General features: G+C 42.7%; 17 protein-coding genes. 8 read left to right on the top strand and 9 right to left on the bottom strand.

From position 1 onward, the window contains the following. Positions 1-122: 122 nt before the first annotated feature. Positions 123-1,007 (top strand): LIC_13029 family protein, encoded by an 885-nt coding sequence (locus tag DLM75_RS07445; protein ID WP_118967777.1) that lies wholly within the window; start codon positions 123-125, stop codon positions 1,005-1,007. 50 nt (positions 1,008-1,057) lie between these two features. Here the strand turns inward: DLM75_RS07445 and DLM75_RS07440 are convergent, their stop codons facing one another. After that, positions 1,058-1,648, bottom strand: coding sequence for a hypothetical protein (locus DLM75_RS07440; RefSeq protein ID WP_118967776.1), 591 nt, complete (start codon positions 1,646-1,648; stop codon positions 1,058-1,060). A 133-nt stretch (positions 1,649-1,781) separates the two neighbouring features. Here DLM75_RS07440 and DLM75_RS07435 point away from each other — a divergent pair, with 133 nt between their 5' ends. Next, positions 1,782-2,612 carry an aldo/keto reductase gene (locus tag DLM75_RS07435; protein ID WP_118967775.1) on the top strand — a complete coding sequence of 277 codons (831 nt, stop codon included), beginning with the start codon at positions 1,782-1,784 and terminating at the stop codon, positions 2,610-2,612. Positions 2,613-2,914: 302 nt separating this feature from the next. On the opposite strand, the gene truD is transcribed toward DLM75_RS07435, so the two are convergent. Then, positions 2,915-4,147: a tRNA pseudouridine(13) synthase TruD gene (gene truD, locus DLM75_RS07425; protein ID WP_118967773.1), complete on the bottom strand. Its 1,233-nt coding sequence runs from the start codon at positions 4,145-4,147 to the stop codon at positions 2,915-2,917. A gap of 94 nt (positions 4,148-4,241) precedes the next feature. On the opposite strand from truD, the gene DLM75_RS07420 reads away from it, so the two are divergent. Both DLM75_RS07420 and DLM75_RS07415 read left to right on the top strand, forming a co-directional pair. Further along, positions 4,242-4,691 (top strand): MarR family winged helix-turn-helix transcriptional regulator, encoded by a 450-nt coding sequence (locus DLM75_RS07420; protein ID WP_118968027.1) that lies wholly within the window; start codon positions 4,242-4,244, stop codon positions 4,689-4,691. Between the two features lie 204 nt (positions 4,692-4,895). After that, positions 4,896-5,339, top strand: coding sequence for a DoxX family protein (locus DLM75_RS07415; RefSeq protein ID WP_118967772.1), 444 nt, complete (start codon positions 4,896-4,898; stop codon positions 5,337-5,339). A gap of 76 nt (positions 5,340-5,415) precedes the next feature. Here the strand turns inward: DLM75_RS07415 and DLM75_RS07410 are convergent, their stop codons facing one another. Further along, a complete protein-coding gene (locus DLM75_RS07410) occupies positions 5,416-7,137 on the bottom strand; it encodes a GMC family oxidoreductase (protein ID WP_118967771.1) in 1,722 nt (573 codons plus the stop codon). Positions 7,138-7,249: 112 nt separating this feature from the next. Here DLM75_RS07410 and DLM75_RS07405 point away from each other — a divergent pair, with 112 nt between their 5' ends. Both DLM75_RS07405 and DLM75_RS07400 read left to right on the top strand, forming a co-directional pair. After that, a complete protein-coding gene (locus DLM75_RS07405; RefSeq protein ID WP_118967770.1) occupies positions 7,250-7,528 on the top strand; it encodes a GNAT family N-acetyltransferase in 279 nt (92 codons plus the stop codon). After that, positions 7,525-7,860, top strand: coding sequence for a VOC family protein (locus DLM75_RS07400; protein ID WP_118967769.1), 336 nt, complete (start codon positions 7,525-7,527; stop codon positions 7,858-7,860). Before DLM75_RS07405 ends, DLM75_RS07400 begins: the two co-directional genes overlap by 4 nt. On the opposite strand, the gene DLM75_RS07395 is transcribed toward DLM75_RS07400, so the two are convergent. The 4 genes from DLM75_RS07395 to DLM75_RS07380 form a co-directional block, all read right to left on the bottom strand. Then, positions 7,857-9,095 (bottom strand): BaiN/RdsA family NAD(P)/FAD-dependent oxidoreductase, encoded by a 1,239-nt coding sequence (locus tag DLM75_RS07395; RefSeq protein ID WP_118968026.1) that lies wholly within the window; start codon positions 9,093-9,095, stop codon positions 7,857-7,859. The two genes, DLM75_RS07400 and DLM75_RS07395, sit on opposite strands and share 4 nt — an antisense overlap. A 197-nt stretch (positions 9,096-9,292) precedes the next feature. Beyond that, complete coding sequence (locus DLM75_RS07390) at positions 9,293-9,721, bottom strand: DoxX family protein (protein WP_118967768.1); 429 nt, start codon at positions 9,719-9,721, stop codon at positions 9,293-9,295. A gap of 95 nt (positions 9,722-9,816) precedes the next feature. Further along, positions 9,817-10,314, bottom strand: a complete 498-nt coding sequence (locus DLM75_RS07385; protein ID WP_118967767.1) for an OmpA family protein — start codon at positions 10,312-10,314, stop codon at positions 9,817-9,819. 75 nt (positions 10,315-10,389) lie between these two features. After that, the gene (locus DLM75_RS07380) at positions 10,390-11,274 is read right to left on the bottom strand and encodes a pirin family protein (RefSeq protein ID WP_118967766.1); all 885 of its coding nucleotides are present in this window, start codon (positions 11,272-11,274) and stop codon (positions 10,390-10,392) included. 72 nt (positions 11,275-11,346) lie between these two features. Between DLM75_RS07380 and DLM75_RS07375 the strand changes: the two genes are divergently transcribed. After that, the gene (locus DLM75_RS07375) at positions 11,347-11,820 is read left to right on the top strand and encodes an LIC13081 family protein (RefSeq protein WP_118967765.1); all 474 of its coding nucleotides are present in this window, start codon (positions 11,347-11,349) and stop codon (positions 11,818-11,820) included. 47 nt (positions 11,821-11,867) lie between these two features. After that, the gene (locus DLM75_RS07370) at positions 11,868-13,562 is read left to right on the top strand and encodes a GAF domain-containing hybrid sensor histidine kinase/response regulator (protein ID WP_118967764.1); all 1,695 of its coding nucleotides are present in this window, start codon (positions 11,868-11,870) and stop codon (positions 13,560-13,562) included. 40 nt (positions 13,563-13,602) lie between these two features. Here DLM75_RS07370 and DLM75_RS07365 read toward each other — a convergent pair whose 3' ends face one another. Beyond that, positions 13,603-14,202, bottom strand: a complete 600-nt coding sequence (locus DLM75_RS07365; protein WP_118967763.1) for an anthranilate synthase component II — start codon at positions 14,200-14,202, stop codon at positions 13,603-13,605. After that, on the bottom strand, positions 14,199-15,440 hold the full coding sequence (locus DLM75_RS07360; RefSeq protein ID WP_158586455.1) for an anthranilate synthase component I family protein: 1,242 nt from the start codon (positions 15,438-15,440) through the stop codon (positions 14,199-14,201). Before DLM75_RS07360 ends, DLM75_RS07365 begins: the two co-directional genes overlap by 4 nt. Positions 15,441-15,449: the final 9 nt, after the last annotated feature.

The raw sequence follows: 15,449 nt of genomic DNA, 5'->3' as shown, positions 1-15,449 counted from the left end.
ATCGGGTAAATTACGGAAGAAGCGTTAAAAAGCAATGTAAATATAAATCGCTCTTCAATTTCGCTTTACTTTTCTTTTTTTACGATCAGCATTGGCATACCAATTGTTCCAAAAAGAAGCCCATGGCAGAAGCGCAAAGCCAGAATCCTCCAAAGTCTACGAATCTTGACGAGTCTGATCTTAAGATTCTCAAATCGAAAAAAACTTCCCGCGAACTTTCGGTTCTTCTCTATCGAGTCCTTTACAGAACGGACGAGGTCAGACAAGGCTCCGTTAAAGTTCTTAAAGAAACGTTTTTAAGAACCCATACCAATCACCCGGAGCTTTTTCCCATTTTGGATCGAGCGAAGTTCGCTAAGGATATGATCAATCTTTATAGAACTTCCACAACCCTTTCTCCGGATAAACTGGAACTGTTCTTCAACGGAATTCACGCTTCTTTTCAAAACGAGATCCGTTATTTTGTGGGAAAGTCCACACAATTCTCCTTTGATATTATCTTTCTCGTCATTGAAACGATTTTGAACGAGATGAATCTTCCCGAAAACGAAAGAAGCGTAAACATGAAGGATCGGGAAAACATCCTCAAGAATTTTAAAGCGTACAACGATCTCTCAAAAATTTTCAATAAGATCGGAAATACAAAGGTTGTGATCGATAAGAAAGACGACATTATCACCGAAATATCGATCCTTCATAAGGATATTACGATCACTTCCATTGAAAGTATGTTTCGCCACATTTTGGCTCAGCTTCTTCTTTCCAAAAAATACAATTGCGGGAATTTAATCGAGAAATGGGCGCAAGAATATGGGATGGAAGACAACGCTTCCTCCATGAAACGAGTGATCGTTGAGGCGACCCCACTTACGGAATTCAGGGTTCAATTCACGAATGCGGTAAAAATCCTAAAGGACGAAAACGAATTGGATTTGATGTTTTTAAGAACTCTTGCGAACTACTACGCTTCCTGGGTGACTCAGGTTTCGGAACAAATTCCTTCTTAATCTTAGAATATTCTAAATTTAAAATATTCTAAGATTTTTGGAAGAAAGATTCAGCTTAGCCTTTTTAAGGAAACTCCCAGAGAATAGACAGCGACCGAAAGAACGATATGAAAAATATCCACGTTCAAAATCGGCCCTCGAGACCCGGTCGTTCCGATCACAAGACCCGCAAGAATAAAAAGGATCGCTCCTAAAATTCCGTAGAGCGCGGCTACCTTTGTCGCTCCCGAGTTCTTTCTGATACAAGCAAAGATCGCGATTCCCATCGCAATTCCGCCTAACGCAGTAGACAGAAGCGGGAACACTAACACGTAAGTGAAGACGATGTAGACAAGGAAAAGAACACCGGCAATCGGATAGAGAAGATTCTTCTCCAATTTTCGAATTCCAATATGAAAAAATCCGGTCCCGATCAAAGGTACGCCTACAAAACCCGCAACCCCCACCATGAACCGATAAATCGGATCCAAAAAAGTGATTCCGAGAAAATGAACGGTCCCCAAGCCGGCGGGAATTCCAATCAGAAGAAATCCAAGAAAGCCGGCCGACTTAGAGTAAGTGGTTGAATTTTTCAGCTGAAGAGCTGTAAAAACGGAAACGATGCAGAGAATGAAATCGGAAAATACTGTACTCAGTTGCATGGTGGATGATAGTTTGTATCGAAATGAAATTTGCAATTCTTTCCTCGATTGGAATCAAAAAAAGATTCCTTTTCTTTTTGAATTCCAGCTCTATAAAAGAATACAAACCGTCAAAGTATCATAGGAATTTTATATGCCACAAAAAGCGCTCAATCAATCCGTAACACTCAACAACGGAGTCACAATGCCGATCTTCGGACTTGGAGTTTGGAAAACAAAATCGGGAAAGGAATGCACCGAAGCGGTTCTCTCCGCGTTGGAAGCCGGTTACAGACATATCGATACTGCAAAAATTTATTCGAACGAAGAAGACGTGGGGAAGGCGATTCGTGAGAGCGGGATCCCGAGAAAAGAAATCTTTATAACTACTAAATTATGGAATGCCGATCAAGGAACTGAAAAAACGCGAAAGGCTTTAGAACAGAGTTTAGAAAAACTCGGGATCGATCAAGTGGATCTGTATCTCATTCATTTTCCTGTGACTTCTCGAAGATTGGATTCCTGGAAGGAATTGGAAAAGGCGTATCACGATAAACTCTGTAATGCGATCGGAGTGAGCAATTTTATGATTCCTCACTTAACGGAATTGTTAAACGAATCGACGATAACTCCTGCAGTCAATCAGGTCGAATTTCATCCTTTCCTAAATCAAATCGAACTTCTCGATTATTGCAAGAATCATAAAATTCAACTGGAAGCCTACAGCCCACTCGCTCACGGACAAAAGATAGACGACCCGCAAATCGCAAAGATCGGAAAAAAATACGGTAAGACTCCGGCTCAGATTCTGATCCGATGGGCGATCGAACAAAACATAGTCGTCATTCCGAAATCGACAAAAAAAGAAAGAATCATAGAAAACGCGAACGTTTTTGATTTTAAGATTTCGGAAGAGGATATGAAAATCCTAAATTCCCTGGATGAGAATTTTAGGACGTGTTGGGATCCTTCGGAAGTCGCCTGATTCGATCCCAGAAGGAGATTCGAATTCTTTTCTAATTTGAGAACATTAATATTTTATAATTTACTTTCGCAGGCGAGGTGATTTCGGCCTCGTTTTTTTTAAGTCGAGATCCTTTCCAATTTTCCTTGTTTACGGACTTTAAGTCCGTTTCAAGATTTTTTTTATAAAACTTTTTCGGAACAATCAAAGCCATCTCGCAAAGAGGATAATTCCTTATCCTTTCGAGAATCAATCGAGATTCCAGGATTTCGATAAGACAAAGTCGATTTCGGCGCGAGACTACCCTCGGTTTTTAAACGTATTCAAAAGTCGGCTCTTAGCATCAATCGTTTGACAAACATTGTCGCATAACATCCGGAAGGTAGGCGAAAGGAGATCTTCACCTTTTTTCTTTCCGGATTCAGATCGTCCGATTCAAATTCTTCCCAAACAAAATTCTCAGGAACAACTCGTAGATTTCTATCGAATGAATTCATCTTAATTTTCGGGAAGGGCGATTTTTCGAAGACGGTTTCTTTTAATGAAAGACGGGAAATGGTCGATCTCAGAAAGTCCATTTCTTTTTTAGAATATTCTAATGTTTTTATACCCGGAACGCCTGGAACCCGAAGATTGTATTCCGATGGAATTGTTTGAATTAGGGACTCCTCCGGAAAAAACAAGGGTCCGGATTTCGTTTTGATCCAAACTCCCGACGAACTTTCGGATTCAAGAAGTTCGGATACGAATTCGTTCCAGACGAGAGATTGTAAGGAAGAAAGAAGCATCAACAATTCTTCTTCCGGAAAAAGTGAGATCAGTTCGAGATACGTTCTGGAAGTGATGTCTTTTTCTTTTTTTAGGAAAGAGAAGATCCGACTTTCCAACTTCGTTCCGGAGAGTTTTTCGCAGGCTTTCCAATTTCCCCAGAATTTCTGGAGTTCTTTCTTTCGATCCCGAGCCTGCTTTTTTTCTCCGGGAAACGGATCCGTCAGAAGAAGTTTTAGGCAAGTCGCCGGATCTCCTTGCAGAAAAGGAAAGATCGGAAGTCGGAACTCCGGATGGAATCGACTAAAACGTTGTGAATCATAGTAGTTGATAAAACCGGATCGGAATCCCTTTTCGAAATTCCTACGAATCGCGTCTTCTTCCTTTTCGAGCAGATTCCTAAGAGTAAGAACAAAACGATTCCCGCCGTTCGCTTCCGGAGTAAGAATTCTCTCACTCTTCCCGATCGTCTCCAGTTGAAGCACATTTGCTAATTCTCTCGGAACCCTGAGCGGTTTTTCAGCGCTGATGTGTTGGATCGTCGTGGCGTGTCGGTCCTTTTTCCCTGCATATCCGATTTCGGAGATGGAGAGTCCAGATTCTCTTGCGATCCTCTGGAGCGCGTCCAGAGTGTTCCAACCGGATTTTTTGAGTCGGAAGATCGTCCATTTCCCGTTTTCTTTCAGCCATCCGGGCGCGAGAATTTCTTCGACCCGGAAATCTTCCGGGTTTTGTTTGAGTTCGTAGACCAAAAACCCGCTAAAAGGATGTTCTGACACGATTTCCAGATTGCGGGAACTCCCGCTCGGAACAATCTCGAAAAGAAAAAAACTCGTTGCGGATTTTCTTCGTCTAAGGAATAATAGTTCAAGTATAAAGTATATGGGAACCCATTACAAAGGAAACAAACGAGAAAAGGCGGTATTGGACGCTTTTATCAAACTCAGCCGTTGTTCCGACTCTATCCGTCAATTGGAGGATAAGGTTTTCACAAAGTATGGGCTCACAAACGGACAATTCGGTTGTTTGGAAACGCTCCATCACCTTGGTCCGATGTGCCAAAAAGAAATCGGTCAAAAACTTTTTTCCTGCGAAGGAAACATAACTCAGATCATCGATAACCTCGAAAAGAGAAAACTCGTCCAAAGAGTTCGGAGCGAAGAAGATCGACGTTATATTATCATTCATCTTACAGCGGAAGGAAGTGAACTTGTCCAAAAGGCATTTCCCGATTTGCTCCAGAATCTGATCCAAAAATTCGAACCTCTGACGGAAGATCGTCTCCTCGATCTAAGCGGTTCTCTCAAAGAAGTCGGATTTAAAGCAGTATGATCTCTTTTTTTACATTATATACTTTGAGTATAAATTATTTACCGATGAAATACTTGAATCTCCATTGGATGGGAGTTCCCACAACCATTTAAGAATTCAATAAAATCTCGATCGAACCACAAACACATATACTTTATGTTTAAATCATTTAGCATCAAAGATTGGCTAATTATAAACTTGGAATCATTTTAGGAGGAAATTCAAATGTTTCAAAAATTTTTTAAAACAGATTCGGATCTAGGATCTCTTATTCTCAGAGTAGTAGCGGGAGTTGTCATGTTCCCACATGGAGCGCAGAAGGTTTTGGGTTGGTTCGGCGGTTACGGTGTCTCCGGAACCCTAGGTTATTTAGTCGGGCTTGGAATTCCTACGCCGATTGCGTTCCTCGTAATCATTGGAGAATTCTTCGGGGCGCTCGGCTTAATCTTAGGACTCTTTACGAGACTTTCCGCACTCGGAATCGGAATCATCATGATCGGTGCGGCGACCTTTCACACCGCAAACGGATTCTTCATCAATTGGGCAGGAAATCAACAAGGGGAAGGATACGAATTTCATCTCTTGATGATAGCGATTTCCGTAGTTCTTTTTATCAAAGGCGGCGGGAAAGCATCCATCGATTCTTTGATCGAAGAAAAACTCGACTAACAGGAAGTTCCTTCCGGATACCGTGGCCTCATCCACGGTTTTCCGGAACGATTAATATATTAGAATATTCTAAAGATTATTTTTTCTTTGTTTTCGCAGATGTCTTTTTCTTCGGAGAAGAATTGTTTGTCTTTCCGAGAATACCTACGATTCCCCATTTCTTTTCAAATTTAAAACTATGAATTTCTTTTTCCTTAAGAGGAACAAAGGACATCGCTCTTTCCGAAAGAGCAGTGATCGTCAAACTCGGATTCACTCCCAAATTTGCCGGAATCATTGAGCCGTCACAGATCCTCAAATTTTGATAACCGAAGACCCGATTCTGAAGATCTACAACTCCTTCTTCCGGAGTTTCCGCGATATTACATCCGCCTAATATATGTGCGGTGGCGGGGATATCGAGCAATGCTTCGTTGATGCTACTTCTGGCTACTCCGTTCGTGATCTTTGCTAATCTTCTTGCGAATTCGTTCGCGATGGGAATGTAAGTTGGAATCTTCTCTCCGGTCTCCTGAGTGGAGGAAAGCGATTTTTGAAACGGCCAAATCCATCTTCTCTTACGAATGATCTCGATACTATTATCGACTGTCTGCATCACGAGCAGAATGATCGTCCTCCTTGCAAAGCCGATCGGATTTAATAAACTGATACTATGGACCGGGTGTTTAAGAACCTCGATTAAAAATCGAAGTTGTCTCGGAATACTTCCGCCTCCGTCGACAATCACTCCCGCCGCGAGGCCGTTCATCGCGTCGGATCCGTTCGAATACCGCACCGGTTCAATATGCGTATGTTCGTCCGGAAAAACGCTCGAGGTGATCGCGATTCCATGAGAAAGATCCGCCTTTTTATCTTTGAGAGTTACCCCGATTAAGGACTCACTATTGGTTCGTACGATATGTCCGAGACGTTTTGAAAGATTCGGCAGAATTCCTTCCTCTTTCATTTTCAACAAAAGCCCCAACGTTCCCAAAACTCCCGCAGAAAGGACGACCCCTTTTGCCTTATACGATCTTCTTGGAGAACCGAAAATGGATGTGGTCCTTTCCGTTTGAAGTTCGTAACCTTCGGATCCGTCTTCGCTTAACGGAATCAGGCGACTTACCTTCGTTTCGGGGACCACTACGGCGCCGGCTTTTTCGGCAAAGTAAAGATAATTCTTATCTAATGTATTCTTCGCATTGTATCTGCAACCGACCATACATCCACCACAGTCGTTGCAGGAATTCCTTTCGGGTCCTTCCCCGCCGAAATACGGATCAACGCCACTCTTTCCAAAGTGCACTCCTACCGGCGTTTTGATAAACGAACTCTCGATCCCGAAAGTCTTTGCAGTTTCCTGCATATACTTGTCCGACTCCCAGGTCCTCGGATTTTCCACAACTCCCAACATCTTCTTTGCGAGTTCATAAAAGGGAAGAATGGTTTTTTTTCCTCCCATTTTGTGAACGACCGTTTTTTTCCAAAACGGTTCGGGGGGAACATACAACGTATTGGCATAGACAAGACTTCCGCCGCCCACTCCCGCTCCACTGAGAACCATCACGTCGTTCAAAAAGTTGATTCTTTGAATTCCGAAGCAGAAAAGTTTAGGAAACCAGAGAAACTTTCGCAAGTTCCAATTCGTTTTCGGAAAATCGGCGCTGTTCCAGCGTTTTCCAGATTCGATGACTGCCACCTTATATCCTTTTTGTGAAAGCCGAAGCGCGGAAACGCTTCCTCCAAAACCGGAACCAACGACGATATAATCAAAATCATAATGTATTTCTTTCTTTAGTGAAGAGGATTCCGGTTTCATTTGTTTTCCTAAATGAGTTTTTGAGAAACTTAGAATCTTTTGATTCTCACAAATGGAAAGTCAAAATTCGTTTTCTCTTGATTAATTCCATTCTACTTCCTATAGTAGAAGAATGAGTTCCGATATCATTCACTCCGAAAAAGAGTTTAAGTTTTATACGGTTTTTGAAGGGATCGAATCCCATCTCTTTTATAGGGATCAAGGGAATATTTGGGATTTGGTTTCTACGTATGTTCCTTCCGAACTCAGAGGAAAAGGAATCGCCGCCGATCTCGTTAAAACGACATTGGATAAAGCGCGCTCCTTAGATAAAAAAATCGTTCCGAGCTGTTCTTACGTGGCGACGTTCTTGGAAAGACATCCCGATTATCAGGACCTCGTCGCGAAATGATCCATCATATTGCGATCGGAACTCCGAACGTAAAATCCCTCTCCGATTTTTACGAAACCCTTCCAGGTCTCAAAAGGATCAAGGAACATTGGAATGAGGATAAAACGTTACGTTCCGTTTGGTTCCAATCGGGAACCTCCGTCTTAATGATAGAATCGGATTTGAATGGAAAAGGGCCGAAGGCGCTGATCTTCTCCGCCTCCGTCTTGGAACCGTCCACGATCAACGGTCTTCCCAAGTGGATTCAAGAAACGGAATATACGAAATACTTTCTCGATTTGGACGGTAATCGGATCGGATATTCCTCTTATCCGGATCCTTGGCCCTTCTAGTACGAAGAAAGAATTCCCTGCGCGGCGATATAAGAAGTCGTCCAGGCGTTTTGAAAATTAAAACCTCCCGTGACTCCGTCCACGTCCAAAACCTCTCCAGCAAAATAGATTCCTGGGACAACCTTACTTTCCATCGTTTTGAAGTTCACTTCTTTTCGACTGACTCCTCCGCAGGTTACGAACTCATCCTTAAATTCTCCCTTTCCGAGGATCTGAAATCTTGCGTCCGTCAACTCTTCAGTTAACAAATGTAAATCCTTCGAGGATAAACCGGACCAGGTTTTACTCGAACCTATAGAATGAATTTCTAATATTCTTTCCCAGTATCTTCTCGGGATTCCCAAAACGGGTGTATTGCCGATGAATTTTGCTGGATGAAGTTCTTTCTCTTTTTCGATTTTTTTTCGAACTTCTTCTTTTTTCATTCCGGGAAGTAAGTTGATTTTTAGAGTCGTATTGTATTCTTTCTCGAACAATTCTCTCGCGCCCTTTGCCGATAACTTCAAAATCGCCGGTCCGCTCAATCCCCAGTGTGTGATCAACAAAGGGCCGATTTGCGAATATCCGAATTCGGAAAGAGCACATTCCATTTTTTCAAAGGCAAGACCGGAAAGTTCTTCGATTCGTCGATCTGAAATTTTAAAAGTAAACAAAGAAGGAACCGGATCAAGAATCGTATGACCCATCGCTTCCAACCAATTCCAGGCCTTCCTCCCCGATCCGGTCGCGAAAAGAATTTTATCAAATTCTAATATTTCTCCGGACTTGAGTTTGATTTCGAACTTGGAACTCTCCTTCGGAGTTACCGAATGAATCTCGATCTCGGTTTCCAACTTGACTCCGACCCGTTTTGCTTCCTGAAACAACGCCTGCAAAATTGTTTCGGAAGAATCGGTAACGGGAAACATTCTTCCGTCGGGTTCCGTTTTGAGAAGAACTCCCCTTTCCTCATACCATCGAATCGTATCTTTCGGGCCGAAGGTCTCGAAGGCCCAACGAAGTTCTCGTTCACCTCTGGGATAATGTTTGCTCAAAAGTTCTGGATCGAGGCAATGGTGCGTAACGTTACATCTTCCTCCTCCGGAAATTCTTACCTTGGATAGAAATTGTTTTCCTTTTTCGAGAAGTGTGACCGAACAATCGCTTCCTGAAGCGATTTGAATCGCGCCGAAAAATCCGGCGGCACCGCCACCGATGACTGCAACTTTGATTCGTTCTTTGGATTTGGAATTCATATTAGAAGGGCGTTCCGAAATGTAGAAAATGGGTTCGCCTTTTCCATACAAAAGGGAAGCGACCGAATTTGCACTCGGTATTTCGGTTTAAAAATTCGAACCGAAATTCTTACGAACCGAAAAAATAGCGCGGAGAATGGACGAAAAAAGCGACACGATAGAACGAAAAGAATCCCCTCATTCCATCGTGAATTCGCTTATACGCTTTTGTGGGTTTCGATATAATAATCGGCCGAGATTCTTCCAGAACCGTACAGCGAAAAATGAAACAATAAAAGAAGAATCATCGCGGCATAAGGCAGATTCGATCCAGACGCCATAAAACCTTCTTTCCCGTGAATAAACAAAACGGCTCCTATCAAAACGGGCACTTGAAGAATCGCCGCAAAACGTGTCAACAATCCGGACAGAAGAAGAATTCCTCCGCAGATATGTGCGATCACGATGTAATGAGCGAGTAACGCAGACGCCATGGGAGCGTGATTCATTTCCATCAAACGAATGAGTCCGTCCGTATTCGATAGGAACTCAAGACCTTTGTATATCAAAACTCCTCCCAGATAGATCCGTAAGAAGTCCACCAACCAATCCCGATGCTCTTGAAGCCATTGGTTCCAGCGATCCATAGCTCACCTCCAGATTTTTAGGTTCAAAAATTGATCATACTCCTTTCCAAAACTTTTGCAAGGTAAGATTCGACTAAAAAATGGAAAACAACGGCTTATAAAATAATCTTCCAATCGGCCCTTCTCGCTTTATCGGCTCCGATGGATCGAGGTTCCACACCCATTCCTTGAATTTGTATTTGAGAAGCGGAAAGCGCCCATTTCCCGCAAAGATAACTTTGAATTCGTTTCGCTCTTTCGAAAGACAATCTTCGATTGGTCGCCGGATTTCCGAATCGGTCCGTCCAACCGTCGATTTGTAGTTTCCAATCTTTTCTTTCTTTTAAACTTTTTCCTAAAAGATCTAGGAATGGAACAAACTCGGAGTCCAGCTCGGAAGAACCCGCGCCGAAAAAAACGGAACCTTGTCGAACGAGTCCGGACTCTTCGGAAATATTTTTCTTTTGTATTGGAGATTGATTCGGTTCGAGCGTTTTGCGTATCGAATTTTTTTTCCAAGGAGACCTGGAAAAAACAAAACCGTAAAGAGCGCCTGCCAAGAATAAACTCGGGATCACCCAAAACCAAAATGAATCGGGAGAAAAAAAGTTCATTTCCGAAAACCGTTTTCTTCGTTCACGAACAATTCTTCTCCTATGAAGATCGATTCTATATTAGAATAGAATATTCTACGAATGTATGGTTCCCATTTTTCCGGCTTGGAAATCGTTGAACGCCTGATAGATTTCGTCTTGTGTGTTCATCACAAAAGGACCGTATCTCGCCACGGGTTCCTCCACGGGTTCGCCTCCGATCAAAAGGAATTCCCAACCGTTTGGAGAATTTTCAGGAAGAGAAAAACGTACGTCGCCTTTACCTCTTTCAAACCAAACCATATCCCCTTCTTTCACAGGTCTCGTCCCTTCTTCCGTATGAAGAATTCCGTCTCCCGAAAAAGGAAACGCGAATACGTTGTATGATTCCGGAACCGGGATTGTGATATCCGCTCCAGGGATCAGATGAAGGTGATAATAGAGAATCGGAATTTTAGTTTCGATAACCGCTTTTGTTCCCATTACTTCGCCCGCGATCACACGAATTCTTGTTTTGTGATCGGGTGATTCCACCTCCGGAATTTTTTCCGAAGGCGTATCTTGATAACGCGGCTGGCTCATCTTCTGAGAAGAAGGAAGATTTACCCAGAGTTGAAATCCGTGCATCCAACCACCATTCTTCTGAAATTCATCGGACGGAAGTTCGGAATGCACCAGACCGGAGCCGGCCGTCATCCATTGGACATCACCTGCCCTTAATTTTCCGTAATTGCCCCAAGAATCTCGGTGTTCCATTTCTCCAGTCAATAAATAAGTGACAGTTTCAAATCCTCTGTGCGGATGTTCCGGCGCACCGATCGCTTTTCCCGGTTGGTATTCTACGGGTCCCATCTCGTCTAATAACAAAAACGGATCGAGCTGAATTAAGTCTTGAACCGGGAAAGGTCTTCTTACCGGAAATCCTCCTCCCTCCATCGCTCTCAACGAAGGTCGAACCGTTTTTACTTTTCTTAGATTCATAAATCGAACTCTCCTTTGTGTCCCTGTTCACGGTGCAAATTCTTATTCTTTACGGAAGTATTGGATTCTACCATGATAACAACTACTGTAACTTTTTTAGTTTCATATTCTTTAGACGACACTTTCCGCTTTGTGGCGGATTTTAGAAACTTAATCCGTTGGGGAGATCGGATTTCGGAAGTGAATCCGATTCCATTTCAGAACGGTAACATTCTACCCATCTTTGAATTACTCTATTCTTTCGGGCCTATCAGACTCAAGGCAAATTATGCGGCAAAGGAATGGATTCCCAACTCAAGAATGATCATGGAAACGAGTAATTCTTTTTTGGATCTTCGCGATATCTATACGTTTCAGAATTCCGATCATGGAACAAAAATAACCTTTACGAATCATTCCAAACTTAATTTCCCTTATAGTGCGGGAGAACGGATTCTAAATTCCGGAATTCGTGGAAGAATCTGCAAAGAAATGAGACAACTTCAGAATTGCCTGTATCTGGAAGGTTCAAAATCGCCGAAACATTTTCACGTCGTTCGAATTTAATCTTGATTTAATATAAATTCTGCAAAGAATTCGTCAGGTCTTACTAAATGGAATCCTCCGAAAAGAACATAGCTCCGGTTCCGGATAACGAAGCCGAACGAATCAAGGCTCTCAAGGAGTATCAGATTTTGGATACGGGTCCGGAGGCAAAATTCGATTCTCTGATTCAAATCGCCGCCTTTATCTGTAATTCCTCCATTTCTCTCATTTCTCTGATCGACACGGATAGACAATGGTTCAAGGCGAAAATCGGATTGGAGGACAAGGAAACACCTCGTAATATTTCGTTTTGCCAATATGCGATCCTTCACGAGGATCTTTTCGAAGTGGAAGACGCTTTGGAAGACGATCGTTTCAAAAACAATCCCCTCGTCTTGGGACCTCCCTTCATTCGTTTTTACGCGGGAGCACCTCTGAAAACACCGGAAGGTTATATCATAGGAACCCTGTGCGTAATCGACCAAAAACCGAAGAAGTTAGACGCAAAACAAAAGAGTATTCTTCAAGTTCTCGCGGATCAGGTAATCGCAAATTTGGAATTGATCAAAAAGAATCGCGAACTGATTCGTTTAAGCGAAAAAGAAGAAGAACTACAAAATTCTAAAAGTCAGTTTTTCGCGAATATGAGTCACGAAATTCGAACTCCAGTACACGGTATCCTGGGGGTTACCGATCTTTTAGCGGAAACGAAATTGTTAACCGAACAAGAGGATTACGTTCAGACGATTCGCAAAAGTGGACGACTTCTTCTCAACCTGTTGAACGATATTTTAGATTTTTCTAAATTAGAATCCGGTCGTATGACGTTTGAGAATATCGCATTCGACTTAATGGATTTGTTAAGAGAAGTATTCTCCCTTTTCGAAATGGACGCTCGGGTCAAAAATCTAGAATTCAAACTGGAAAGCGGGAAAATCGAATCGCTCATCGTAGTCACCGATCCCAATCGTCTCAAACAGATTCTAGTCAATCTTCTATCGAACGCATTCAAGTTCACGGAAAAAGGGAGTGTCATCGTGGAACTCTCTACAAAGCCGATCGCTTCCAAGCAGGTGGAAATACAAATCAGAGTCAAAGACACAGGTATCGGAATTCCGGAACCGAAACTACGCGAACTTTTCCAAGCTTACACGCAGGCGGACACTTCGGTTTCCAGAAAATACGGAGGGACCGGATTAGGTCTCGCCATCAGTAAAAACCTAGGCAATCTGATGAATCTAAAACTTACGGCAACGAGCGTAATGAACCGAGGAAGCGTTTTTGAAGTGTTCGGCCTCCTTCCGGTCGCCGAAAAATCCGAGCTCTTGATCGAACCGAAAAAATCGATCTTTCATCTAAACGATAACTTATCTCCCAACCTGAAAATTTTAGTCGCTGAGGACAACGAAATCAATCAGATGCTCATCAGAAGAGTATTGGAAAAGTTGGGCTACACTCCGAAGATCGTCTCCAATGGAATCGAAGCATTACACCATATCGAAACCTACGGGGCCGACGTTCTGTTTTTGGATATACAAATGCCGGAGTTGAGCGGAATCGATACGGCGAAAATTCTAACTCAACATACCAATCAATCCAAACGACCCTACATCATCGCAATTACGGCTAACGCGAATCAGTCGGATAGAGATGCGTGTTTAGCGGCGGGAATGGATCAGTATATCAGCAAACCATTTCATAAAGAGGAGATCGCTATTCTTCTAAACAACTACATTCTTTCACTGGATAAGAATCATTCTTAAAATTCTTTGCCGAGAAGCCGGGATTTGCCCGGCGTGCTCATCACTTCAGAAAATTTTCCACGATTCTATAACCTCCTTCCGTTGCAAACGATTCGGGATGAAATTGAACTCCTTCGATGGGAAGAATTTTATGCCTCACTCCCATCAATACACGATCGTCGTCCTCGACCTCGGCGGATATTTCCAAACAGGGCGGTAACGATTCGGAAACTCCTTCCAGGGAGTGATATCGCATAACGCGAATTTCTTTTGAAATTCCCGAGAACACACCCTGTTGATCGTGAGAAATCAGAGAAGTCTTACCGTGAAATGGTATTTTCGATCTCCGAAGATTTCCTCCGAACGAAGTGACGATTCCTTGCATTCCGAGACAAACGCCCAGAATTTTGATGTAAGGATTTCGAATTTTCAGAACCGACTCCGAAACTCCGAAATATTCGGGATCTTCCGGATTTCCCGGACCGGGGGAAAGAAGAATATGAGTCGGATTGACTGCGAGAATCTCGTTTAATCCGACTTCGTCTTGGCGAAAGATCGAAAGCCTAAAATTTCTACCTTCGGCACTTAACTTCTCCTCCAATAGGTGAACAAGGTTATATGTGAAAGAATCGTAATGATCGATAACGACACAACTTTTCATACAAAGAATTCCTCCATTGATTTTCTTACCGCTCTCAACTTATTTAGAATTTCTTGATATTCTAAATCTTCTACCGAGTCCAAAACGATTCCCGATGCCGCTCTCGAATACGCGGACGATCCGTTCCTGAAAAGACTTCGAATCAGAATGCAAAACTGAGAACTTCCGTCCAAAGAATAATATCCCATCACTCCGCCGTAAGGTCCACGTTCATCACCTTCCGTCTTACGAATCAACTTGATCGATTCTACTTTCGGAGCTCCCGTGAGAGTTCCCGCCGGAAAAACGGACGCGAGACCGGAAAAGGAATCCTCCTTTTCTCTTAAAATGCCGGCGACCTCGCTCGTAATGTGCTGAACGTGGGTGAATTTAAGAATTTCGAAATCTTTTTTGAGCCTTACCGTTCCGATTTCACAAACACGACTCAAATCGTTTCTGTGAAGATCGATCAACATAGAATGTTCCGCTCTTTCTTTTTCGTCTCTTAACAATCTCTTTGTAAGAATTCTATCTTCCGCATGAGTCTTTCCTCTCGGATATGTCCCCGCGAGAGGATACGTTTCAACGATCCGATCCCGATGCGAAAAAAGTAACTCCGGACTGGAGCCGAAGGTTTCCAATTCCTGATCCTTATAAAAGAAAAGATACGGAGACGGATTGTTTTTTCTTAACGAACGATAGATTGGAATCGAACTGCCTTTGATCTCAAATATTTCTTCGAAGCCGATCTGACACTGGAAGGTGTTTCCCGCCAAAATTTCGTCCTTTGTATTAAGGAACATATTAGAATATTCTTCTTTTGTTTTGGAATATCCCAAGGAGATCACTTTCGTCGTTTCGTCAATTCCGCACTTTTCGTTGATTAAATCGTTCAATTCGGAAAACCGATTTTCGAAATAATAAAAGTATTCCGCGTCTCCGGTGAGATGATCCAGGATCACTCCGTCCAAATACATTCCAAAGGAAAAAAGGGGAAACCCTTCCCTTGGATTCAAATTCGTTACCGGTTCGAAAAGATTCGTTGCGTCGTAGCTCAAAAAACCCACCAGACCGCCCGAATATTTTTTGGAAGTTTTTTTATTCGGGAAGAGTTCTTTCAGAGTTTCGTATGGATTTTTTACGGGGTACGGTTGGCCGTTTATTTCGAATTCACCAGGGTAACCGCGAAATTGAAAGGATGGGGAAAAGCCTAAAATCGAATAACGGTAATTATTCGGATATCCCGGATGACTTTCCAATAGGAAACA

The organism is Leptospira stimsonii, from assembly GCF_003545885.1.
Lineage (GTDB): Bacteria > Spirochaetota > Leptospiria > Leptospirales > Leptospiraceae > Leptospira > Leptospira stimsonii.
Note: the sequence above shows the minus strand (reverse complement) of the source record. Positions and strands in the feature narration are given on the sequence as shown.

Bases quoted from the DNA above. Each gene is read 5' to 3' on its own strand.
- DLM75_RS07445 (WP_118967777.1), top strand. From the start codon at position 123: ATGGCAGAAGCGCAAAGCCAGAATCCTCCAAAGTCTACGAATCTTGAC.
- DLM75_RS07440 (WP_118967776.1), bottom strand. From the start codon at position 1,648: ATGCAACTGAGTACAGTATTTTCCGATTTCATTCTCTGCATCGTTTCC.
- DLM75_RS07435 (WP_118967775.1), top strand. From the start codon at position 1,782: ATGCCACAAAAAGCGCTCAATCAATCCGTAACACTCAACAACGGAGTC.
- DLM75_RS07420 (WP_118968027.1), top strand. From the start codon at position 4,242: ATGGGAACCCATTACAAAGGAAACAAACGAGAAAAGGCGGTATTGGAC.
- DLM75_RS07415 (WP_118967772.1), top strand. From the start codon at position 4,896: ATGTTTCAAAAATTTTTTAAAACAGATTCGGATCTAGGATCTCTTATT.
- DLM75_RS07410 (WP_118967771.1), bottom strand. From the start codon at position 7,137: ATGAAACCGGAATCCTCTTCACTAAAGAAAGAAATACATTATGATTTT.
- DLM75_RS07405 (WP_118967770.1), top strand. From the start codon at position 7,250: ATGAGTTCCGATATCATTCACTCCGAAAAAGAGTTTAAGTTTTATACG.
- DLM75_RS07400 (WP_118967769.1), top strand. From the start codon at position 7,525: ATGATCCATCATATTGCGATCGGAACTCCGAACGTAAAATCCCTCTCC.
- DLM75_RS07395 (WP_118968026.1), bottom strand. From the start codon at position 9,095: ATGAATTCCAAATCCAAAGAACGAATCAAAGTTGCAGTCATCGGTGGC.
- DLM75_RS07390 (WP_118967768.1), bottom strand. From the start codon at position 9,721: ATGGATCGCTGGAACCAATGGCTTCAAGAGCATCGGGATTGGTTGGTG.
- DLM75_RS07385 (WP_118967767.1), bottom strand. From the start codon at position 10,314: ATGAACTTTTTTTCTCCCGATTCATTTTGGTTTTGGGTGATCCCGAGT.
- DLM75_RS07380 (WP_118967766.1), bottom strand. From the start codon at position 11,274: ATGAATCTAAGAAAAGTAAAAACGGTTCGACCTTCGTTGAGAGCGATG.
- DLM75_RS07375 (WP_118967765.1), top strand. From the start codon at position 11,347: ATGATAACAACTACTGTAACTTTTTTAGTTTCATATTCTTTAGACGAC.
- DLM75_RS07370 (WP_118967764.1), top strand. From the start codon at position 11,868: ATGGAATCCTCCGAAAAGAACATAGCTCCGGTTCCGGATAACGAAGCC.
- DLM75_RS07365 (WP_118967763.1), bottom strand. From the start codon at position 14,202: ATGAAAAGTTGTGTCGTTATCGATCATTACGATTCTTTCACATATAAC.